Origin of the sequence: Flavobacterium zhairuonense (assembly GCF_004352915.1) — a bacterium.
Taxonomy (GTDB): domain Bacteria; phylum Bacteroidota; class Bacteroidia; order Flavobacteriales; family Flavobacteriaceae; genus Flavobacterium; species Flavobacterium zhairuonense.
Map to the genome: position 1 here is coordinate 515,812 of NZ_SJSY01000075.1, position 22,101 is coordinate 537,912.

Annotated in this window: 23 protein-coding genes and 1 riboswitch; of the genes, 9 read left to right on the forward strand and 14 right to left on the reverse strand. The window is 34.7% G+C overall.

Annotated elements, in window-relative coordinates; translation table 11 throughout:
- Nucleotides 1-2 precede the first annotated feature (2 nt).
- The 5 genes from thiC to EYY60_RS18840 form a co-directional block, all read right to left on the reverse strand.
- A complete protein-coding gene (gene thiC, locus EYY60_RS18820; RefSeq protein ID WP_132990822.1) occupies nt 3-1,826 on the reverse strand; it encodes a phosphomethylpyrimidine synthase ThiC in 1,824 nt (607 codons plus the stop codon).
- A 125-nt stretch (nt 1,827-1,951) separates the two neighbouring features.
- Entirely contained in the window at nt 1,952-2,158 is a 207-nt protein-coding gene (thiS, locus tag EYY60_RS18825) for a sulfur carrier protein ThiS (RefSeq protein ID WP_132990823.1), read from the reverse strand.
- 67 nt (nt 2,159-2,225) lie between these two features.
- Nucleotides 2,226-2,322, reverse strand: a riboswitch (TPP riboswitch).
- Nucleotides 2,323-2,406: 84 nt separating this feature from the next.
- Nucleotides 2,407-2,979 carry a DNA-3-methyladenine glycosylase I gene (locus EYY60_RS18830; RefSeq protein WP_132990824.1) on the reverse strand — a complete coding sequence of 191 codons (573 nt, stop codon included), beginning with the start codon at nt 2,977-2,979 and terminating at the stop codon, nt 2,407-2,409.
- Nucleotides 2,979-3,521 carry a hypothetical protein gene (locus EYY60_RS18835; RefSeq protein ID WP_132990825.1) on the reverse strand — a complete coding sequence of 181 codons (543 nt, stop codon included), beginning with the start codon at nt 3,519-3,521 and terminating at the stop codon, nt 2,979-2,981. Before EYY60_RS18835 ends, EYY60_RS18830 begins: the two co-directional genes overlap by 1 nt.
- 148 nt (nt 3,522-3,669) lie before the next feature.
- The gene (locus tag EYY60_RS18840; protein ID WP_132990826.1) at nt 3,670-4,332 is read right to left on the reverse strand and encodes a queuosine precursor transporter; all 663 of its coding nucleotides are present in this window, start codon (nt 4,330-4,332) and stop codon (nt 3,670-3,672) included.
- Nucleotides 4,333-4,621: 289 nt separating this feature from the next.
- Here EYY60_RS18840 and EYY60_RS18845 point away from each other — a divergent pair, with 289 nt between their 5' ends.
- Nucleotides 4,622-6,739, forward strand: coding sequence for a M3 family metallopeptidase (locus EYY60_RS18845; protein WP_132990827.1), 2,118 nt, complete (start codon nt 4,622-4,624; stop codon nt 6,737-6,739).
- A 272-nt stretch (nt 6,740-7,011) separates the two neighbouring features.
- Here the strand turns inward: EYY60_RS18845 and tsf are convergent, their stop codons facing one another.
- From tsf to EYY60_RS18875, 6 genes are all read right to left on the reverse strand, one after another.
- Complete coding sequence (tsf, locus tag EYY60_RS18850; protein WP_132990828.1) at nt 7,012-7,974, reverse strand: translation elongation factor Ts; 963 nt, start codon at nt 7,972-7,974, stop codon at nt 7,012-7,014.
- 140 nt (nt 7,975-8,114) lie between these two features.
- Entirely contained in the window at nt 8,115-8,879 is a 765-nt protein-coding gene (gene rpsB / locus EYY60_RS18855) for a 30S ribosomal protein S2 (RefSeq protein WP_012023686.1), read from the reverse strand.
- A gap of 176 nt (nt 8,880-9,055) precedes the next feature.
- Nucleotides 9,056-9,442: a 30S ribosomal protein S9 gene (rpsI, locus tag EYY60_RS18860; protein WP_111288027.1), complete on the reverse strand. Its 387-nt coding sequence runs from the start codon at nt 9,440-9,442 to the stop codon at nt 9,056-9,058.
- Complete coding sequence (gene rplM / locus EYY60_RS18865) at nt 9,442-9,897, reverse strand: 50S ribosomal protein L13 (protein ID WP_132990829.1); 456 nt, start codon at nt 9,895-9,897, stop codon at nt 9,442-9,444. Before rplM ends, rpsI begins: the two co-directional genes overlap by 1 nt.
- Before the next feature lie 194 nt (nt 9,898-10,091).
- Nucleotides 10,092-10,904, reverse strand: a complete 813-nt coding sequence (locus EYY60_RS18870; protein WP_132990830.1) for a ferritin-like domain-containing protein — start codon at nt 10,902-10,904, stop codon at nt 10,092-10,094.
- A gap of 26 nt (nt 10,905-10,930) precedes the next feature.
- Nucleotides 10,931-11,677 carry a ferritin-like domain-containing protein gene (locus tag EYY60_RS18875; protein ID WP_132990831.1) on the reverse strand — a complete coding sequence of 249 codons (747 nt, stop codon included), beginning with the start codon at nt 11,675-11,677 and terminating at the stop codon, nt 10,931-10,933.
- Between the two features lie 196 nt (nt 11,678-11,873).
- On the opposite strand from EYY60_RS18875, the gene EYY60_RS18880 reads away from it, so the two are divergent.
- A complete protein-coding gene (locus tag EYY60_RS18880; protein WP_026728614.1) occupies nt 11,874-12,902 on the forward strand; it encodes a LacI family DNA-binding transcriptional regulator in 1,029 nt (342 codons plus the stop codon).
- Between the two features lie 48 nt (nt 12,903-12,950).
- On the opposite strand, the gene EYY60_RS18885 is transcribed toward EYY60_RS18880, so the two are convergent.
- Together EYY60_RS18885 and polA are read right to left on the reverse strand one after the other, a co-directional pair.
- Complete coding sequence (locus tag EYY60_RS18885) at nt 12,951-13,439, reverse strand: hypothetical protein (RefSeq protein WP_132990832.1); 489 nt, start codon at nt 13,437-13,439, stop codon at nt 12,951-12,953.
- A gap of 16 nt (nt 13,440-13,455) precedes the next feature.
- A complete protein-coding gene (polA, locus tag EYY60_RS18890) occupies nt 13,456-16,296 on the reverse strand; it encodes a DNA polymerase I (RefSeq protein ID WP_132990833.1) in 2,841 nt (946 codons plus the stop codon).
- Between the two features lie 328 nt (nt 16,297-16,624).
- Here polA and EYY60_RS18895 point away from each other — a divergent pair, with 328 nt between their 5' ends.
- The 7 genes from EYY60_RS18895 (at nt 16,625) to EYY60_RS18925 (ending at nt 21,417) form a co-directional block, all read left to right on the forward strand.
- Nucleotides 16,625-16,822 (forward strand): hypothetical protein, encoded by a 198-nt coding sequence (locus EYY60_RS18895; protein WP_132990834.1) that lies wholly within the window; start codon nt 16,625-16,627, stop codon nt 16,820-16,822.
- A gap of 50 nt (nt 16,823-16,872) precedes the next feature.
- Nucleotides 16,873-17,109 (forward strand): hypothetical protein, encoded by a 237-nt coding sequence (locus tag EYY60_RS18900; RefSeq protein WP_132990835.1) that lies wholly within the window; start codon nt 16,873-16,875, stop codon nt 17,107-17,109.
- A 189-nt stretch (nt 17,110-17,298) separates the two neighbouring features.
- A complete protein-coding gene (locus EYY60_RS18905) occupies nt 17,299-17,973 on the forward strand; it encodes a response regulator transcription factor (RefSeq protein WP_132990836.1) in 675 nt (224 codons plus the stop codon).
- A 12-nt stretch (nt 17,974-17,985) separates the two neighbouring features.
- On the forward strand, nt 17,986-19,323 hold the full coding sequence (locus tag EYY60_RS18910) for a sensor histidine kinase (RefSeq protein ID WP_235832362.1): 1,338 nt from the start codon (nt 17,986-17,988) through the stop codon (nt 19,321-19,323).
- A 108-nt stretch (nt 19,324-19,431) separates the two neighbouring features.
- Nucleotides 19,432-19,623 (forward strand): hypothetical protein, encoded by a 192-nt coding sequence (locus EYY60_RS18915; RefSeq protein ID WP_132990837.1) that lies wholly within the window; start codon nt 19,432-19,434, stop codon nt 19,621-19,623.
- Nucleotides 19,624-19,805: 182 nt separating this feature from the next.
- On the forward strand, nt 19,806-21,041 hold the full coding sequence (locus EYY60_RS18920) for a metallophosphoesterase (RefSeq protein WP_132990838.1): 1,236 nt from the start codon (nt 19,806-19,808) through the stop codon (nt 21,039-21,041).
- A 73-nt stretch (nt 21,042-21,114) separates the two neighbouring features.
- Entirely contained in the window at nt 21,115-21,417 is a 303-nt protein-coding gene (locus EYY60_RS18925) for a thioredoxin family protein (RefSeq protein WP_026728605.1), read from the forward strand.
- Nucleotides 21,418-21,440: 23 nt separating this feature from the next.
- Here EYY60_RS18925 and EYY60_RS18930 read toward each other — a convergent pair whose 3' ends face one another.
- Nucleotides 21,441-22,079 carry a polysaccharide deacetylase family protein gene (locus EYY60_RS18930; protein WP_132990839.1) on the reverse strand — a complete coding sequence of 213 codons (639 nt, stop codon included), beginning with the start codon at nt 22,077-22,079 and terminating at the stop codon, nt 21,441-21,443.
- Nucleotides 22,080-22,101 lie beyond the last annotated feature (22 nt).

Below are 22,101 nucleotides of genomic sequence, written 5' to 3' on the forward strand. Positions count from 1 at the left end.
TGTTATATATAAATCTCTTTCCCTTGCTCGATAAATTCCTCTGATTTCTCCTGCATTCCTTTTTCTGCTGCTGCAACATCCCTGATTTCCTGAGATATTTTCATCGAACAGAATTTTGGCCCACACATCGAACAGAAATGCGCCACTTTTGCGCCATCAGCCGGAAGGGTTTCATCATGAAATTCTCTTGCAGTATCTGGATCCAAAGCCAAATTAAACTGATCTTCCCAACGGAATTCAAAACGAGCTTTGCTCAAAGCATTATCACGATATTGTGCTCCTGGATGACCTTTGGCCAAGTCGGCAGCATGAGCAGAAATTTTATAAGTGATCACACCATCTTTTACATCTTTTTTATTTGGTAAGCCTAAATGTTCTTTTGGTGTTACATAACACAACATGGCACAGCCGTACCAGCCAATCATTGCGGCGCCAATTGCCGAAGTAATATGATCGTAACCCGGAGCAATATCTGTAGTTAAAGGGCCTAAAGTGTAAAATGGAGCTTCGTGGCAATGTTCTAATTGTTTGTCCATGTTTTCTTTGATCATGTGCATCGGAACGTGTCCTGGGCCTTCAATAAAAACCTGAACATCATGTTTCCAAGCTATTTTAGTCAATTCGCCTAATGTTTCTAGTTCGGCAAATTGAGCTGCATCATTTGCATCAGCAATCGAACCGGGACGCAAGCCATCTCCAAGAGAAAAAGCAACATCATATTGTTTCATGATTTCGCAGATTTCCTCAAAATGGGTGTACAGGAAGTTTTCCTTATGATGAAACAAACACCATTTTGCCATAATCGATCCGCCACGAGAAACAATTCCAGTAACACGGTTTGCAGTTAAATGAATGTAACGAAGCAAAACTCCAGCGTGAATCGTAAAGTATGAAACGCCTTGTTCAGCTTGTTCAATCAATGTATCACGGAAAATTTCCCAAGTCAAATCTTCGGCAATTCCTTTTACTTTTTCTAAGGCCTGATAAATCGGAACAGTTCCAATTGGAACAGGAGAATTTCTGATAATCCATTCTCTGGTTTCGTGAATGTTTTTTCCTGTTGACAAATCCATAATCGTATCAGCACCCCAACGGCAGGCCCAAACGGCTTTTTCAACTTCTTCTTCAATGCTTGAAGTCACGGCGCTATTTCCAATATTGGCATTGATTTTTACCAAAAAGTTACGGCCAACAATCATTGGTTCGCTTTCTGGATGGTTGATGTTATTTGGAATAATAGCTCTTCCGCAAGCTATTTCAGAACGAACAAATTCAGGAGTAATTTTACTTTTTGGAGTATTCGCACCAAAACTTTGTCCGTTATGTTGACATTGCATCGCTTTGGTTTGTTCGTTTAAAAGCTCAATTCTTTGGTTTTCGCGAATCGCAATATATTCCATTTCTGGAGTAATAATTCCTTGTTTAGCGTAATATAACTGTGTTACGTTGGCGCCTTTTTTAGCACGTTTTGGCTGATGTAAATATTCAAAACGAAGATGATTTAGACTTTCATCTTTCAATCGACTTTGACCGTAATCTGAAGTGATTTCATCTAAAATTTCAACATCATTTCGGTCTAAAATCCATTGTTCTCTTAGGCGTGAAAGACCTTTTCTAACATCAATTTCAACATTTGGATCTGTGTAAGGTCCAGAAGTATCATAAACAGTTACAGGAGGATTTTTTTCGATTCCGCCATTAGAAAGTTTGGTGTCGCTTAATGCAATTTCGCGCATAGCAACTTTTATTGGATGAATTTCTCCGTCTATATAAACCTTTTTAGAATTTGGAAATGGGGTTCTGGATATTTGTTCTTCGTTTGTCATAGTTTTTTTGTTTCAGGTTTCACGTTTCAAGTTGATTGTGTTTGCGTTTAATAACAGCGTTTTTCTGTAGAGGCGCACAGCAGTGCGTCTACGTCTTGTATTTAATTGGAATTTGGAATTTATTTTTAACCTCCCTGCGTAGCAGAAATAATGAGGATTTCGTCAGTTTCTTGTATGAGGAATTCGTTCCAATTGGTTTTTGGAACAACAGTGTTGTTGACAGCAACGGCGATTCCGTTTTGTTTGTGCGGAATTTCGAGATCGAGCAATGATTGAACGCTTAGTGTTTCAGCATTGAATTGTTTGGTTTGTTGATTGATTTTTAGTTCCATTCCTTGTTGAGTTTAGTGTATAGATACACCTTAGGAATGGCTACAATGACGCATAGAAATGCGTTCAAGAAGTCATCTTACTTTTCCCTACGCTAGTATGAACTAGATCAGGTTCAGAGGGTAAAATCTCAGCCTGCGCGATGCAGACACCCCTAAAGTGTGAAGCAAATATATGTATTTTTTGTTTAAAAGTTTCAGGTTTCAAGTTTCAGGTTCAAAAAAAATGGAAACTGCGACTTAAAACGGGACTATTTTCCCTTTCGAATAAAGCAATCTTCCGTATGGTCATTGACCATTCCGGTGGCTTGCATGTGCGCGTAAATAACGGTTGAACCAACGAATTTAAAACCTCTTTTTTTTAAATCTTTACTGATTTCATCTGAAAGTGGAGTAGTAGCTGGAGCATCTTTTGAATTTTTCAGATTGTTTATGATTGGTTTTCCATCGGTGTATTTCCAGATGTAATCAGAGAAAGTTCCAAATTCTTCCTGAACTTTCATAAAAGCTTGGGCATTTGTAACAGCCGCTTTAATTTTGAGTTTGTTCCGAATAATTCCGGTGTTCTGCATCAGTTCTTCAATTTTTTCTTCAGAATATTGAGCTACTTTTTTATAATCAAAATGATTAAAAGCGTTTCTGAAATTTTCTCTTTTATTTAAAATCGTAATCCAACTCAAGCCAGCCTGAAAAGTCTCCAAAATTAAGAATTCAAAAAGAGTTGGATCATCATAAACCGGAACACCCCATTCTTCGTCATGGTATTTTTTATATAAATCACTGGAAGTACACCAGCTGCATCGAGTAACATTTTCATTTTCCATTATCTTCCAATTTGCCAGCTATAGCCTTTTACACTTGGTATATAAGCAGAACGCCCAACGATCACCAAATCATTATAAATTTTACGGTTGTATTTTATGCCGATAGCATTGCCAGACATATACATTTTATTGGCTTTGAATTTTACTTTCATTTTGCCGTCTTCAAGTTCGGCATCTGATACTTTTTCGACAAGCCAAGTTGACTTCCATTTCACAGATAACTCATTTTCGGCAGTTTTAGTAACACTTTTTACCAATTTTACGGCTTCCTCAGGAATTTCAAAGTTTTGTGTAAGTTCTTTTTGTGTCATTGTTTGTCCCATTTTGCACTTATCGAGAATCTTTCTGATATTAACAAAATTCAGCAATTTGTCGTTTGCTTCTTTTTTGATATCAATAGCAGTATTTTTTGGTTTGCTTTCAAGATCAGGAGAAGGAGTTATGGTAATGGCGTTTTTTACCGCAAAAGCAGTTTGATTTGCGGCTGTTCTTTTTGTTCCAATTTCCTTTGGCGCCTTGATGTTTTTTGATGAAATTTTCACTCCTTTTTTAACTGGCGCGGGGGTTAACATATTTACGGGTGTGATTATTTTTTTAGGTGGTTTTTTTTCATCATTTCCACAACTAAAAAAGAAACATGTTAATGCGAATAAAATAAGTAAGCTAACATTTTTCATAACCCAGATGTTTTTATTCTTTATGAGTAGAATCTTCTTCCAAATATTTTTTAATCAAATGATGCCCTGCATAAATTAAAGGCGTTAACAATATTGCAATTGACAATTTAAACGTATATCCAATCAAAGCCGATGACAAAAAGGTGTCAAAATCAATTTTACCTGGCAACCAAAATGCAATTCCAAGAACAATAAAAGAATCAAATAATTGCGAAATTACAGTTGATCCTGTTGTTCTGAGCCAAATTTTTCTTTCGCCAGTTCGTCTTTTAAAGAACCAAAAAATCCATACATCAATTAGCTGCGATGCCATGAAAGCAATCAAGCTACCAACAATAATCCACATACTTTGGCCAAAAACAGCTTGAAATTGGTCGTCATTTACAGGGCTTATTCCTTTTGCTGCGGGAATTATAATGGCCATAAATAAAATTAAAAAAGCATAAGCAATTAAGCAAGCCGTAATGAATGAGAGCTTTTTCACTCCTTTTTCTCCAAAATATTCATTAATCAAATCGGTTGTTAAAAAAACCACCGGCCAAGGCAAAATCCCAATACTCATTACAAATGGACCAATCTGGATCAGCTTGCCTCCAATTAATTCAGCTACAACAGCGTTGGTTATAAATATGCCTGCTAGAATAACAAAGACAACTTCTTTTTTGGTTTTAAACATGTGAACTTATTAAAATCTGATTTATTCAAAGTTAATTATTTTAACTAAATTAACATTTAGCATCGATGATTATTTCTTATTCGGTTTTCCTTTTAGTTAATAATAGAACTCTTTATTTTACTTTTCATTTAATAAATGTTTTCTGATTGCGAGCGATTGTTTGCCTGAAAAGTGAAATTGTTTTATTTGTCTCATTTTTTTAACATATTGTGATATGCTGTCGATTGGTAAATTTTAGGTATTTTTGGAGAAGAACAAGTTTCTATTATTTATAATCAAATTCACGAGAATGAAAAAATTAATGTCAATTTTTATCATGAGTACAACTTTTTTTGCGGCTTCCGCACAAAGCAATTCTGATAATCCGTTGCTAAAACCATGGCCAGGGCCATACGGAGGAGTTCCTGCCTTTAATGAGTACAAAGTTTCAGACTTTAAACCAGCAATTGAATTTGCAATTCAGGAAAAATTAAATGAAGTAGATGCTATTGCAAATAATCCAAAACCAGCTACTTTCGAAAATACTATTGTTGCTATGGAGCGCTCTGGGCAAACAATTGAAAGAATTATGACCGTTTACGGAATTTACAGGTCAAACTTAAGCAGTCCTGAGTTTAGCGCTATTGACAGAGAAATGTCTCCTAAATTTTCTGAGTTTTCAGATAAAATCAATCAAAATAAAAAATTATTTACCAGAATTGAAACGGTTTATAATTCAAAAGAAAAAAGCAAACTTACAGGTGAGCAACAACGTTTAATTTGGTTGTACTATACTAATTTTGTGCGTCAAGGTGCGCAGCTTAACGATGCAGACAAAGCAAAAGTTGCAGGAATAAACAAAGAACTTGCAACATTATTTACACGTTTTAGTCAAAATTTATTGGCAGAAGAACATAATCAATATGTTGCATTAAAAACAGAAAGCGATTTCGCTGGTTTGCCAGCAGAAGTTAAAAATGCAGCAATTGCTGAAGCAAAAGAGAGAAAATTGGATGTTATGGGATGTATTGCGAATACACGTTCTTCAATTGAGCCATTCTTGACATTTTCTACTCGCAGAGATTTAAGAGAAAAAGCATTTGATATTTTTGTTAAACGTGGTGATAACGGAAACGAGAATGACAACAATGCAACACTTGTTTCTATTTTGCAGTTGCGTACGCAAAAAGCAAAATTGTTAGGTTATCCAACATTTGCTGATTGGAGCTTATCTAACAAAATGGCAAAAGATCCTAAAAAAACTTTGGCTTTAATGGAATCTGTTTGGGAGCCAGCTGTTGAACAAGTTCATAAAGATGTTGCCGAAATGCAAAAAATCGTTGATGCTGAAGGCGGAAATTTCAAAATTCAGCCTTGGGATTACCGTTTTTATGCTGAAAAAGTTAGAAAAGCAAAATACGATTTAGATCAAAATGAAGTTAAGCCTTATCTTCAATTAGAAAAATTGCGCGAAGGAATGTTTTGGGTTGCTGGAGAATTATTCAATTTAAGCTTCAAGCAAATTACAAATGTTCCAGTTTATCATCCAGACGTGCGTGTTTGGGAAGTAAGCAACAAAGTAACTGGAAAAGTTGTTGGTTTATGGTATTTTGATCCTTATGCGCGTGCAGGAAAACGCTCTGGCGCTTGGATGAACGCTTACCGTAATCAAGAAAAATTAGACGGAAATGTACTTACAATTGTCTCTAACAACTGTAATTTTGTTAAAGGTGCACCAGATGAGCCAATTTTAATTTCTTGGGAAGATGCTTCAACTTTATTCCACGAATTTGGACATGCGCTTCACGGATTATGCTCAAATGTAACATATCCTAGTTTGGCAGGAACGTCTGTGGCAAGAGATTATGTTGAATTCCCATCTCAATTATTAGAGCACTGGTTAGCAACTCCAGAAGTGTTGAATAAATTTGCTTTGCATTACAAAACAAATCAACCGTTGCCTAAAGCTTTAGTAGAAAGAATTGAAAAAGCAGCAAACTTTGGTGAAGGTTTCTCTACAGTAGAAACAATTTCAAGCTCTTTAGTGGATATGAAACTGCATTTAGCTACTGAGCCGATTGATCCTCATAAATTTGAAAAAGAAACGTTAGATGCCTTACACATGCCATCAGAAATTGTAATGCGTCATCGTATTCCACAATTTGGCCACATTTTTTCAAGCGATGGATATGCTGCAGGATACTACAGCTATTTATGGGCAGATGTTATTAATGCTGATGCGTGGGAAGCTTTTTTAGAAGGAAAAGGTGCTTATGATAAAGCAGTAGCAAAAAGACTTTATGATACTGTATTTAGTGTAGGAAACACTATCGATCAGGAAAAAGCTTATGAAAACTTTAGAGGGAGAGCTCCAAAATCTGATGCGTTGATGCGCGCTAGAAACTTTCCAATTAAGAGCAAAAAATAATTAAGATGAAAATCTGATTAAAGTCCTCGAATAATTATTTATTCGGGGATTTTTTTTGAATTGCGTTATAGTTGCGATGATGTAATTTTTTGCATTTTAATCAGGCTAAAGTTCGATCTAAACCAAGGGTTCTTTATGGTAGTTCCGAAAGGAACGAATTATATTGTAGAGCAGTCCCGAGGCTTCGGGATCAGTCCAGTTTATAGATAGAATAACAAAAAAAGCCCCGAATCGTAAGATTCAGGGCTTTTTAATATTTGAAATAATAAATATTAACCTAAAGTAACTCTTTTGAAACCAGTGATTTCAACATTGAATCCTTTTACGTAATCACCAACTTTTTTACTGTCATCTTTGATGAAGTTTTGATCAAGTAAAGCTTTCTCTTGATCTAAAGTAGTGTTGTCAGAAATGAAACGTTGAACTTTTCCTGGAAGGATTTTGTCCCAGATTTGCTCTGGTTTACCTTCAGCTTTTAATTCAGCTTTAGCATCTTCTTCAGCTTGTTTGATAACTTCAGGAGTTAATTGAGAGAAAGAGATGTATTTAGGAACATTTTTCAAAGTTTTTCCTAAACGTTTTGCTTCTTCATTATCTTTTTCGATTACAGCAATACGAGCAGCAAGTTCAGATTCAACGAAAGCAGGATCAAAATCTTTGTAAGATAAAGTATCAGCTCCCATAGAAGCAACTTGCATAGAGATGTCTTTTGTTAAAGCCTCAGCGTTAGCAACTGGAGCAGAAATTGCAGTTAAAGCAGCAATTTTATTAACGTGAACATAAGATCCTACGTAAGCACCTTCTAAAATTTCGAAACCACCGATTTCGATTTTTTCACCGATAACACCAGTTTGCTCGATTAATTTCTCAGCAACAGTGATTCCGTTGAAATCAGAAGCTAATAATTCTTCTTTAGAAGAGAAGTTGATAGCTCTTTCTACTAAATCTTTAGCTAAAGCAACGAAAGCTTCGTTTTTACCTACGAAGTCAGTTTCGCAGTTTAAAGTGATGATAGCTCCTTTAGTGTTGTCAGCATTGATAAAAGAAACAGCAGCTCCTTCAGCAGACTCACGGTCAGAACGGTTAGCAGCAACTTTTTGTCCTTTTTCTCTAAGGATTTGGATCGCTTTATCGAAATCTCCTTCAGCTTCAACTAAAGCTTTTTTACAGTCCATCATTCCGGCACCTGTAGATTGTCTTAATTTATTTACGTCTGCAGCAGTAATTGTTGACATAATATTTTGAATTTTTAATGTTAAAAGTAAAAAATTCCAGCTTTTAAATCCCAAACTCCAATTTTAATAAATTATCAACATAACGTTTTTAATTTTGTATTTGGAATTTGGAATTTAAAATTTGGAATTTAAAATTTGATTTATTCTTCAGTTGCAGGAGCAGCTTCAGCCTCAGCAGCAGGAGCTTCTTCAGCAGCTTCAACTTCTTTTTCAGCACCTCTGTCAGAAAGACCTTCGATTACTGCAGTAGTTACTAAAGATAAAATTTTGTCAATTGATTTAGAAGCGTCATCATTTGCAGGAATCACGTAATCAACCTCTCTTGGGTCAGAATTCGTATCAACCATTGCGAAAACTGGAATGTTTAATTTTTGAGCTTCTTTTATTGCGATGTGTTCAGCTTTGATATCTACTACGAACAATGCTGCAGGTAGTCTAGACATATCAGCAATTGAACCTAAGTTTTTCTCTAATTTAGCACGTAGACGATCAACTTGTAAACGCTCTTTTTTAGATAAAGTGTTGAAAGTACCATCTTTCTTCATTTTATCGATAGAAGACATTTTTTTAACTGCCTTTCTGATAGTTACGAAGTTAGTCAACATTCCACCTGGCCATCTTTCAGTGATGTAAGGCATGTTTGCAGCTTTTGCTTTATCAGCAACGATGTCTTTTGCTTGTTTTTTGGTAGCTACGAATAAGATTTTTCTACCTGATGCAGCGATTTTTTTCAAAGCTTCGTTAGCTTCTTCAATTTTAGCTGCAGTTTTATATAGATTGATAATGTGAATACCATTACGCTCCATATAAATGTAAGGAGCCATGTTTGGATCCCATTTTCTAGTCATGTGTCCGAAGTGAACACCTGCTTCTAGTAATTCTTTTACTTCTATTTTGTTTGCCATTTTTGTACTAGTTTACGTTCTGTTGATTAGCAATGTATAAATGGCGATTTCTCTGGCTTTATACATTTAGATGCTAAACTATATCCTACCTCGATAGGAGAGCAACAATAACTGTGTTTTTTAATTTCAATAAATAATTGATAATGTCTTGTCCCATCTGAACAAGACAGGTAATATTAACGTTTAGAGAATTGGAATCTCTTACGAGCTTTCTTCTGACCGAATTTCTTACGTTCAACCATTCTTGGGTCTCTTGTTAATAAACCTTCTGGTTTAAGGATTCCTCTGTTTTCAGCGTTAACTTCACACATTACGCGAGCTAATGCCATTCTTACAGCTTCTGCTTGACCAGTTGTACCACCTCCGTAAACGTTTACTTTTACGTCAAAGTTGTTTTCATTTTCTGTCATAGATAATGGTTGTAACACTTTGTAACGTAAAGTTGCAGTTGGAAAGTAAGTTGCGAATTCTTTTTTGTTTACAGTGATGTTTCCAGTTCCTTCAGAAACGTAAACACGTGCAACAGCGGTTTTTCTTCTACCGATTTTGTGAATAACTCCCATTACTTAAGATCATTTAGGTTAACAGTTCTAGGTTTTTGAGCTCCGTGTTTGTGCTCAGATCCTACAACAACATTTAGATTTCTAAAAAGTTCAGCACCTAATTTGTTTTTAGGTAACATACCTTTTACAGCTTTTTCTACTAATAATGCAGGGTTTTTAGCTTGCAATACTTTAGCAGTTAAAGTTCTTTGTCCTCCTGGGTAACCTGTATGACGCATGTAAATTTTGTCATTCATTTTTGTACCTGTAAGGTTAATTTTTTCTGAGTTGATAACAATTACGTTATCTCCACAGTCAACGTGCGGTGTGTAACTTGGCTTGTACTTACCTCTTAAGATCATAGCAACCTTTGAAGCAAGACGTCCTAAGTTATGACCTTCAGCGTCAACAACAATCCACTCTTTAGTTACTGTGGCTTTGTTAGCTGAAACTGTTTTGTAGCTTAATGCGTCCATAATATTATTTTAATTAAACATTCCATCCCCAATAAAGGGGATGCAAAAGTACAATTAATTATTTTAAAACCAAATACCTGAAAAGAATATTTTATATCCTGAAAATCAGGCGCTCAGTTTTGTATTTAAAACCATAAAAAAAAACCGCCTTCACAATAACGTGAGGGCGGTTAAATATTTGATTTATTTTTGTCTTAAACAATGAATAAATTGGCAATATCTACAACTTGTTGTGTAGTTAATGGCTCATCGTAAGCTTCTGATCCTGCAGCAGCACCAAAAGCCATTGCAGTATTAAAGCCAGCCTGCATTGTAACTCCTTCACCATCGTAAACAGCTTGTGTTGCAGCAGGCATACCTGCGCCTCTTTCGCTATTCGATATCCATCCCTTTAAGCCACGGAGACGTCGAACTTCAGAGGCGTGTCGAGCTTCAACAGAATGAATTTGCAAAGCTGCGGTCAATAAGTCTGGTGTTGTTATTAAATTGGCTGCCTGGCCTTTGTAGGCTCTTACACCTGTATCTTCAAAGGCTTGTGCCAATGCTAAAAAAGTTGGGTAATCATGAAAAGGATCAAATGCGCCACCTACGGTAAAGTCAAAAGTAGGTTTTGCAACAAAATTTGCACTCATTGTACCACCCAGTCCTGCGATTAGAAATTTTACATGATTTGATTCATGTGCAGCAATTTGCTGAAAAACTTTTAAATCGCGTCCGCCATTTTCAGAAGCAGGAATAACGCCAGAGTCTAACGCCATTGCGTAAAATTCATTTTCAAGATATTCCAGTGTCAAAGCAAATTGCAGAGCACCAATTGGTGTTGCGGGCGTGGCTGTAATATCTTTTGCCATTACTTTATTGGCAAAAGTCGATAATCCAAATGGAATTGCGGCATACGCCAAATTTTTCCCAATATTCCCAAACTGATTAAAACTGTCTCGTCTTGAACCAGTACTATTCATTAAATTGTCATCAGTAAAGGTTTCTATAAATTTTAAAATATTCATAATTTCTAAGTTTTAGCTAGTTAATATTAAGGTAAATAGTTGGCAGTAAATTTTGTAGTAATAAATCCTCCAGCAATTGGCAGAATTTTGGAAGGATCTTTTGCGACATCTAATCCTGTTGATGTATTTACGATATCGTCGCCCGCAAAATCTTTAGAATTTGGGTTGATCAAGCTTCTTATTGCTGAAGCATGTCTGGCTTCTACCGAAACAATTTTTCCGGCCAATAATAAGTAGTCTGCGCTTTTAATTAATCTTCCGGCACCATTATAAGCAGCAACTCCTGTGTCTTCCAGTGCTTTTGCAGTTGCAAGAACTTCGTTGCGGCTGTTGAAGTTGAGCGAGCCATAATTGAATGCTAAGGAGGGAAGCAATTGAGAGCTAGGATCAGGAAGGGCTCCTGTTAAAGCGGCTTTAAAAAAATCTCTGTGAACTACTTCGTGATGATACAAGTCGGTTAAAACTTGTTTTTCTGTGTCATTAAAAACAGAATTGAAACTGGAGGAATTTACAACTTTTGTGTAAAAATCAGCTTCTAACTGTTCTAAGGCATACGCATAAGTAAGTACGCCAAAATCTCCGGAGCCTAAATCAAATACTCCATTTTTTATTCCGGGCAGGGAATTGTCCTGCATATTATCTTCATTATCATTGTCGCTGCAGCCAGCAAGAACCAAACCTGCACTAACTAGTGTTAAACCACTGAGCTTTAGAAAGCTCCTTCTGCTATCCAGGGAAGGATTAACTTCCTGAATTTTAACTTCGTTTTTCATAATCAAAGGTTTTTATTAAGGTTAATAAAGCGTATATTAGAGTATTAACGAGATTTAAGGAGATGCGGTTTTAAAAATCAGTGTTATCTTGCTTTTATTTTCAAAAGACCTTATAATTTTAATAAGTGGTAGGGCTTTTTTGTTTTATTTTAGGTAATTCTACTATATTTGTATTAATTACATAAAATTCAATTAGATGAAAGCTAAAGCAACTCTTAAACAAATTGCGAAAGAACTAGGTGTTTCTGTGTCAACAGTGTCTAAGGCATTAAATGACAGTCCAGAAATTAGTGAGCAAACGAAGGTGAAGATTAAGGAGTATGCCAAACTCAAAAATTATAAGCCGAATGTTATTGGTCTGAATTTGAAAAACAGAAAAACCAAAACTATCGGTGTAATTATACCTAATATATTGAACTCTTTTTTCGCAAAAGTTTTCAGTGGTATTGAAAAAGTTGCCGATAAAAAAGGATATAATGTGATTACTTGTATTTCTAATGAATCTTTGGAAAAAGAAATTCATACGCTTGAAATGTTGAGTAACGGAACTATTGACGGTTTCATTCTTTCAGTTTCTGAGGAAGCGCAAAAACTTCAGGATTACAATCACTTTTCGGAAATTATTAATGATGGAACACCAATCGTAATGTTCGACCGTATTGCAGATGAAGTAGATTGTGATAAAGTTGTGGTTGATGATTTTGATTCGGCTTTGAACTCAACACAGCATTTGATTAATTTAGGATGTAAAAATATCGCACTAATTTCTTCTGTAGATAATTTAAGTGTTGGGAAATTAAGAGCTGATGGATACTTGAAAGCTTTGGCAGACAATAATATTCCGGTAAACGAGAAAATTATTCTTCGTACCGATTCTGAAGATGATATGAAAGCTAAAATCGATGGGCTTTTTGATAATAAAATTGACGGAATTTTTGCTTTAGATGAAAATGACTCAGTTGCTGCTTTAAGAGTGAGTTTGAAAAAAGGATACAGAGTTCCTGAAGATATTTCAATTATTGGTTTTGCCGATGGAATTTTAGCTTCAAGACGTTTATCTCCAAGCTTGACAACAGTAAGCCAACACGGAATCGAAATTGGAGAAGTAGCTGCAAAACGATTAATCAAAAGATTAGAAGAAAGCGAAGAAGAAACTTCGGATTATGAAACAATCGTTATTAAGACGGTTTTAAAAGAAAGAGAATCGACTAGAAAAGTTAAATAATAAAAAAACCACCAGAGTAAACTGGTGGTTTTTTTTTGTGATATGAAGTTATTGAGTTTCATCGATGACTTGAGGTGAATGTAAATTTGGTCCCGACCAATCATTATACATCTTTAAGTAATCTAAAAGAATTTTTTGATTTTTAATGTCATATCCCTTTGTGTATTCGGCTATTGAAGATATATCTTTCTCATCGTAATAAAATAGATGTTTATTGTTCTTTTCAAGAATTCCCCAATAATTATCTGCTCCAGAACCAAAAGAATAAAATCTAACAAGTAAAAAGCTTCTTTCTGGCTTACTTGAGAAAACTTCAATGCATTTAGAAATGCCAATATTATTCGAGTATTTTTTGATTAATGATTTTGCCTTTATATCATTTACCCCAAACTGATTATGATCAATCAAAAATTGAATTATTTCTTTTTGATATTTTTTTATTCTATAATCTTTATCTACTCTAAAACCTTTCTGGCTATAGAGAGCTGATGTAGAAATAGACAATAAAAAAAATAAACACAATTTAACTTTGAACATAAAAAATCTAAAATTATTAATGCGCTTCTAGCCAATCTTTACCCATTCCTAATTCAACTTCTAGTGGAACCGACATTTTAAATGCATTTTCCATTTCGTGTTTAATCATTGGCTGGATTTTTTCGAGTTCGTCATTGTGAACATCGAAAACAAGCTCATCATGAACCTGAAGCAACATTTTAGATTTCCAGTTTTCGTCCTGTAATTTTTTATGAATGTTGATCATTGCAATTTTAATCACATCGGCGGCACTTCCTTGAATTGGCGCGTTAACTGCATTTCGTTCAGCGGCACTTCTAACAACTGCATTTGCCGAATTGATATCTTTTAAATAACGGCGTCGGCCTGAAATGGTTTGCACGTATCCTTTTTCTCTCGCAAATTCAATTTGTTCCTGAATAAATGATCTCAATCTAGGATAAGTTTTGTAGTAAGCATCAATCAAAGCGGCACTTTCGCTTCGAGATAATGAAGTCTGACTGCTTAATCCAAAAGCAGAAACACCATATATAATTCCGAAGTTTACTGTTTTGGCGTTGCTTCTTTGCTCACGGGTCACATCTTCTAAAGCAACATCAAAAACTTTTGCGGCTGTTGATCTGTGAATATCTTCTCCATTTTGGAACGCTTTTATCATGTTTTCTTCACCACTTAAAGCGGCGATGATTCGTAATTCAATTTGAGAATAATCGGCAGAGATTAAAGTGTAGTTTTCATCGCGAGCGACAAAAGCTTTGCGAATCTGGCGTCCTCTTTCGGTACGAATCGGAATATTTTGCAAGTTCGGATTGTTAGAGCTCAAACGTCCCGTTGCAGCAACTGTCTGCATATAATCGGTATGAACGCGTTGTGTCTTTTTGTCCACTTGCTCAGGTAAAGCCAAAATATAAGTGCTTTGTAGTTTTACCATTTGGCGCCAGTCCAGAATATCTTTTACAATTGGATTTTCGTTAGCCAAATAAGTCAAGACTTCTTCTCCAGTTGCATATTGACCGGTTTTGGTTTTCTTTTGTTTTGCGCCGCCGATCTTCATTTTTTCAAATAGAATATCTCCTAATTGTTTTGGTGAAGCCAAATTGAATTTTTCGCCGGCAGTTTCGTATATTTTTTGTTCCAAAGATTTGATTTCGACATCCATTTCAGAAGACATTCCTTTTAAGAAATCAACATCTAAACGAATTCCTTCAGTTTCCATAGCGGCCAAAACGCTCACTAATGGAATTTCGATTTCATCAAATAACTTCTTGGTTTCGGTTTTGTCTAGTTCTGTCGTGAAGATTTCCTTTAATTGTAAAGTAATGTCTGCATCTTCGGCGGCGTATTCTTTAATATCTTCCAAAGGAACATCGCGCATCGAAAGCTGATTTTTTCCTTTTTTGCCAATCAAATCTTCAATTGGTTTAGGAGAATATTTCAAATAGGTTTCGGCCAAAACATCCATATTATGACGCATATCAGGATTGATCAGATAATGTGCAATCATCGTATCGAAAAGTTTTCCTTTTACTGTGACGCCATAATTAGCAAGGATTTTTAGATCGTATTTTAAGTTTTGCCCAATTTTTTCAATGTTTTCATTTTCAAAAAACGGAACAAATTTGTTGATCAAAGTTTTAGCTTCTTCTTGGCTTTCTGGAAACGGAACATAAAATGCTTTTCCTTTTTCATATGAAAAAGACATTCCGACTAATTCAGCGTGCAAAGCATCAATTCCAGTAGTTTCAGTGTCAAAACAAACTGAAGTTTGATTCTGTAAATTCTGCAATAACAATTTCACACCCAAATCTCCTTGAACACTCTGATAGGAGTGTGGTGTGTCTGATAGAGTGCTGTAGAATGAATTTTTTGGAGTTTCTGAATCTTCATCTGCGGAAGCGCTTCCAAACAGATCAAATTGATCTTCGTTTTTTGGTTGTGGCTTTTTGTACAATTTAGCATCAGAAACTTCGGGAGCTGCGGTTTGTGTTCCATCTGTTTTGAACAAATTGTCAAATTGCTCTGCCATTCTTCTGAATTCTAATTCTTGAAAAATAGCTTCGGTTTTTTCAATATCCGGACGCGATAATTCATAATCATTTTCGTCAAAAGTAACAGGGCAATCTAATAAAATAGTTGCCAATGTTTTAGAAAGCAAACCTTTTTCTTTGTTTGCTTCAATATTCTCTTTCATTTTGCCTTTCAGCTTGTCAGTATTTGCCAAAAGGTTTTCCATTGTGCCAAATTCTTTCAAAAGTTTTTTGGCTGTAACTTCGCCAACTCCTGGAAGTCCAGGAATATTATCGGCGGCGTCGCCCATCATTCCAAGAAAGTCAATTACTTGTTCTGGTCTTTCGATTTCAAATTTTTCTAAAACTTCAGGAACGCCCCAAATTTCGATTCCGTTACCCATTCGGGCAGGTTTGTACATGAAGATGTTTTCAGAAACTAATTGTGCAAAATCTTTATCGGGAGTTACCATAAAAACTTTGTAATTCTGTTTTTCGGCTTGCTTAGCAATAGTTCCAATTAAGTCATCGGCTTCAAAACCTTCAACTTCAATAATAGGAATATGCATTGCTTTTAAAAGTTCGCATATATAAGGAACAGCAATTTTGATTGCTTCGGGCGTTACATCACGGTTTGCTTTATATTCAGGAAATAAATCATTTCGAAGCGTACTTCCGCCTTTATCAAAAGCGACAGCCAAATGATCTGGTTTTTCTCTTTTAATAACATCCAAAAGTGAGTTCATGAAGCCCATAATTGCAGATGTATCCATTCCTTTTGAGTTGATTCTCGGGTTTTTTATAAAAGCATAATAACCACGAAAAATTAATGCATAAGCATCTAGAAGAAAAAGGCGTTTTTGAGTTGACATATTAAAAATATTAGTCTGTAAAAATAAACAATTGGGTTCTCAAAAATTAGACTAACGAGATTTTTTTTCCACCATATAAGTTATATGAGTTCATTTTAGCAAGGTATGCACTGTAGAGACGCTCATTGTAGAGGCGCACTGCAGTGCGCCTGTTTGTATATTGTTAAATTAAATGAAACTTATATGACTTATATGGTTCAAAAAACAGCAAAGCGTTAATGTCTCGTTAAATAATTCAGTTTGTAAGAATTCTTCATTTTTTCTTCATTTTGCGAAAGTAATTTTGAAGTGTAAAATAAAAGGTATTAATTTTTAAATCTTAGAAATCATGAGAAATTTATTGATGGTATTAGTGGCAGTTTTAGGTGCAAGTGCAATGGTTCATGCTTTTCCTGCGAAAAACCAACAAACAGCACCTGTGAAAGAGGTTACGGCAACAAAACACCCAAAAAACAAATCTGATAAAAAAACAAAATCAGAAAAAAGTGAAGCTCCAAAAGCTGAAACAGCAAAAGTAAAAAAGTAAAATAAAAAATTTTAAAGAATAAAATCAATTAATTAAAAAACTTAGAAATCATGAGAAATTTATTTATGGCGATCGCCGCAGTTTTAGGAACAAGTGCAATGGTAACAGCAGCTCCAGCTCCAGTTAAGAAAGCTCCTGGAAAAGAAGTAAAAGCAACTCCTCAGCAAGATACAAAAGCAACACCTGCAAAAGAGGAAAAAGCAGCTAAACATTCTAAACATCATAATAAAAAAGCAAAATCAGCAAAAACTGAAGCTCCAAAAACAGAAGCTTCAACTATGAAATAACAGCATTTGTTTTTGATTTGTTTTCAGATTCATGGTTAGAAAACAAAACAGGGATAATGGTTATGGAGAATGCGGTTGAAAAAGCTGACGAAGAAATTTGTCGGCTTTTTTAATCGTTAATTTTTTAATAATAGTCGTCGGGATTTTTTAAAATTGCTTAAATTTAATTGCGCTTAATAGCTACAGATTATGAATATTTTAATTGTTGAAGACAATAAGGAACTTGCGGTCGAAGTTTATGATTTTTTGTGCAATGCAGGTTATGTATGTAAAATTACACATACTTGTGATGAAGCTCTTGAAGAAGTAGCTGGGAATGATTTTGATGCGATGCTTCTTGATTTAGGATTGCCGGATGGCGATGGTTTTGAGGTTTTGAAAGCGGTAAGAAAAACACAGTCAAAAATGGCTGTTATTGTTTTGACGGCTCGTGGTGAATTAGATGACAGAATAAATGGTCTGCATTTAGGCGCTGATGATTATTTGACAAAACCTTTTGCATTGACTGAACTTAGTGCGAGATTGTTTGCCGTGATTCGCAGAATTCATGGTTTTACTTTGAACAATTTAAGCATTCACGGATTTTTGCTGCAGCTTCAAGATTATAAAGTCAGTTATAATGAAGTGCCGATTAGTTTAACCAAAAAAGAGTTTGATATTTTTCAATATTTAGTGCTGAACAAAAACCGAGTTATTACAAGACTTCAATTGACAGAGCATATTTGGGGCGATATTCTAGAAGTCAATTCCGATTCTAATTTTATTGATGTTCATGTACGAAATCTTCGAAAAAAATTAGATAAACATACCACAATAGATTGGTTTGAAACGGTTAGAAATGTTGGTTATCGAATCAATGAATAAAAAGACAAATTTGTGAAGATAAAACACCAGTTGGCTATTTTTAATGCACTGACAAGATTGTTGGTGATTTTGATTTTATGGCTGATGTTGCCCATTTTGGTCGAAAATGTGGTTTACAGGCATATCAATAACGGCTTGGTTGAAAAAAAGAAAAAATTCATTGATCATTTGAATAAAAAAGAAATAGATGATTTTATTCAGAATGCCGATGATTCAACCGAAACCTATTCTCAATTTTCGACACTACACAGCGAATTTTTGGTTCTTTCTAAAATTCCTATAAAAGATAATGATAAAAAGACTTTTTTCAATAATGAATACCGAATTATTGAAGGAGAAGAAAATGAATATCGAATTCTGCAATATCATTTTACTTATGAAAATCAAGGTTATCAGCTGGAAATTGGTAGTAGCCTCAGCGAAGTAAATGACTTGACGTTCATTATTCGATTCTTTATTATTATTGTGTTGGTGGTTATTCTGCTCGTTACTTTTTTGGCAGATACCGTTTATATTGAATATCTTTTAAAACCTTTTTATAAAATCATTGATACAAAAATAAAGCGTGTCAACGAGCCAGAAGCTTTTGATCATACTCCGATAAAAGCAAATTCTAGAGATTTTAGAGAACTTGATTTGGTGTTAAACCAAATGATGGATCGAATTACAGAGCTTTTTAAGAAAGAAAAACAATTCATCTCAAACGTTTCTCACGAATTGCTCACTCCAATTGCATTGCTGAAAAATAAATTCGAAAATTTATTGCAAAATGAATCTTTAGATGATAATGCGGTTGATAAAATAGTTGGATCAATGAAGACATTGGACATGCTGAAAAAAATAATCAATAATTTGTTGCTGATTTCCCGAATTGAAAACAATCAATATGAAGCAAATGAAGAGATTAATTTTTATGAAATTGTCAATGACTTACAGGAAGATTTAGAAGATCGAATTGAAGATCGAGAAATTGAGTTTGTAAATAAAATGGAGCACGATTATGTTTTTACAGGAAACAAAACGCTGATTCATATTTTGATTTATAATTTGGTTACCAATGCCATAAAATACAATCGCCCAAACGGAAAAATTATTGCCAAAGATGGTTTTGAAAAAGGGCGTTATTTTATTTCCATAACAGATACAGGTCTTGGAATGAGTGAGGCGCATCTTGAAAAAATATTTAATCGATTTGCTAGAATCAGTTCAGATCAGGACGGGCAGGGTTTAGGGCTCGCAATTGCCGAAAGTATTGCCTCTTTTCACCATATTGAAATCAAAGTAGAGTCAGAAATTAATGTTGGTACAATATTCACTTTGATCGTTCCTGAGCCTCTAAAACATAATTAAAAGTTAATTTTTTTGAAATGGTTTAATCTTCATTTTGTCTTCATTTAGTGATTCTATCTTTGAGGTATAATAATAGAAGTAATAAACAAATCAGTAAAATTTTTAGTTATGAAAAAAATAGTAATGGTTGCAGTAGCTGTTCTAGGAACAGTAGCAATGGTAAATGCTCAAACAACTCCAGCTCAAGCTAAAGCAGCTCCAGCAAAAGAAGCTAAAGCTCCAGCAAAAGAGAAAAAAGCAGACAAAAAAGCTAAAAAAGCAGAGGCAACTAAGCCAGAAGCGGCAAAAACTCAAAAATAAAAAAATAAGTTTGCCTTGGCAGCAGACTTTGTGTGGATTATAAAAGGTTTTAAAAAATTTGGTAGAGAAAAAGCTGGTGGAGAAATCTGCCAGCTTTTTGTTCTTTATTTTTGAGTTAAATTTTTGATAATAAAAAGCAATAAAATTTTCATTCTTTGTTACTTTGCTTAAAACTATAACTAATGATCATTCGTTTTATAATTCTTTGTGCCCTTTTTCTATTTATTGAATTTTATTCCTATCAGGCCTTTCGTACTTTAATTAAAACGAGATGGGTTTTAGTAAGTTATCAACTCATAAGTTTTCTTCTTTTAGCCTTTATCATTTATTCTTTTACTCAGTTTGACCGTTCAGTAGGGCAGACCAAGCAAACCATGTTTACAATGGGGTTAATGCTTTTGGTTTATGTTCCAAAAATCGTTCTTACATTGGTAATGTTTGGTGAAGACATTTTTAGAATTGGTGCAAGCCTTTTGAATTATTTCATGTATAATGCGCCAAGAAAAGAAATAATGCCAGACAGAAGAAAGTTCATTAGTCAAATTGCTTTAGGTTTGGCGGCTGTGCCCTTTTTGTCTTTGATTTACGGAATTTTTGAAGGAAAATATAATTTCAAAGTAATCAAGCAGACTGTCTTTTTTCCAGATTTGCCAGATGCTTTTGATGGTTTTAAAATTACACAAATTTCAGATGTTCATAGCGGCAGTTTTGATAATCCTGAAAAGATAAATTATGCCATCGATTTGATCAATGATCAAGAAGCCGATATGATTTTGTTTACTGGCGATATCGTAAATACGCATGCAAAAGAAATGCATCCGTGGCTGGAGACTTTTAGCCGAATCAAAGATTATAAATATGGAAAATTTTCAGTTTTAGGAAATCATGATTATGGTGAATATGTGACTTGGCCATCAGAAAAAGAAAAGGACGAAAACTTTCAAGAAATCAAAAAACTTTATGGTCAAATTGGTTTTAAACTAATGCTGAACGAACATACTTATATTCAAAAAGGCAATGATAAAATCGCTTTAATCGGAGTAGAGAACTGGGGAGTCAATTTCAAAAAGGCTGGAGATTTAAATAAAGCCTCTGAAAATGTTGCTAAAGAAGATTTTAAAGTCTTGATGAGCCACGATCCAAGTCATTGGGACGCCGAAATTAAAGATCACCCTAAAAACTTTCATTTAACATTGGCTGGGCATACGCACGGAATGCAGTTTGGAATTGAGATTCCGGGCTATTTTAAATGGAGTTTGGCGCAGTATATTTATAAACAATGGGCTGGTTTATACGAAACTGCCGGAAGATACGTTTATGTTAACCGCGGATTTGGTTTTCACGCCTATCCAGGCCGAGTTGGCATTATGCCAGAAATAACAGTGATTGAACTAAAAAAGGGCAAGAATGTGGCTTAATTCGTTAAAAATGCTACATTTGTAGAATATTTGCCTCTTTGTAGTAAATTAAAAAATTTAAATTTTTGGTTTTATGTCAAAATTTGGAGAACTAATAAATGCTCAAGTCCCTGTGTTGATCGACTTTTACACAGATTGGAATGAATCTTCAGTATCTATGCATCCTGTAATTAAGGACGTTGCTGCTGCGCTTGGTGATAAGGCCAAAGTAATCAAAATTGATGTAGATAAGAATCAAGAACTAGCTGAGGCTCTTCGTATTAAAGGTCTTCCGACGCTAATGATTTATAAAGAAGGACAAATGATCTGGAGGCAGTCAGGCGAGCTTGATGCAAATACAATTATAGGAATTGTTCAAGAGCAGTTCAATCAATAATTAAATCTTTTTTTTGATGTTATTTAGTGAATAACATCAAAAGCATACCCATTTTCTTTTAAAAAATGTAATGTTTTTGGCAATGCAAATTTTAAATTTTGCGATGCTTTTATGCTGTCATGAAAAACAATTACACTTCCCGAAGTTACATTTTTAGTCACATTTTCAAGGCATTTCTCTGGCGTGATCGATTGATCGAAATCAGCGCTTAAAACATCCCACATTACTATCTTGTAGCCTAAGCTGCGCAATATTTTGGACTGTGCTTTTTTTATTTTTCCATAAGGAGGACGAAACAGCAAACTGTTTAGTTTTTTCTCATTGGCTAAAATCGAGGCGCAATTTTTTACGTTTTCAATATAATCGTTAGTTTGGCTTTTCCATCCATTGATATGATTCATGGTGTGGTTTCCAATAGCATGTCCTTCTGCGATCAATTTTTCAAATAAGGAAGAATTTGCATTGATGTTTTTTCCAATACAGAAAAAAGTAGCTTTTGCATCGAACTTCTTTAATTCAGACAAAACCCAGTCTGTAATTTCTGGAGTTGGGCCATCATCAAAAGTGAGGTATATTTTCTTTTCCTTGTTCGGGATATCCCAACAATACTTAGAAAACACCTTTTTTATAAATGAATTAGTTTTGACCCAATAAAAGCTCATTTTGAATGGATTTATAGATACT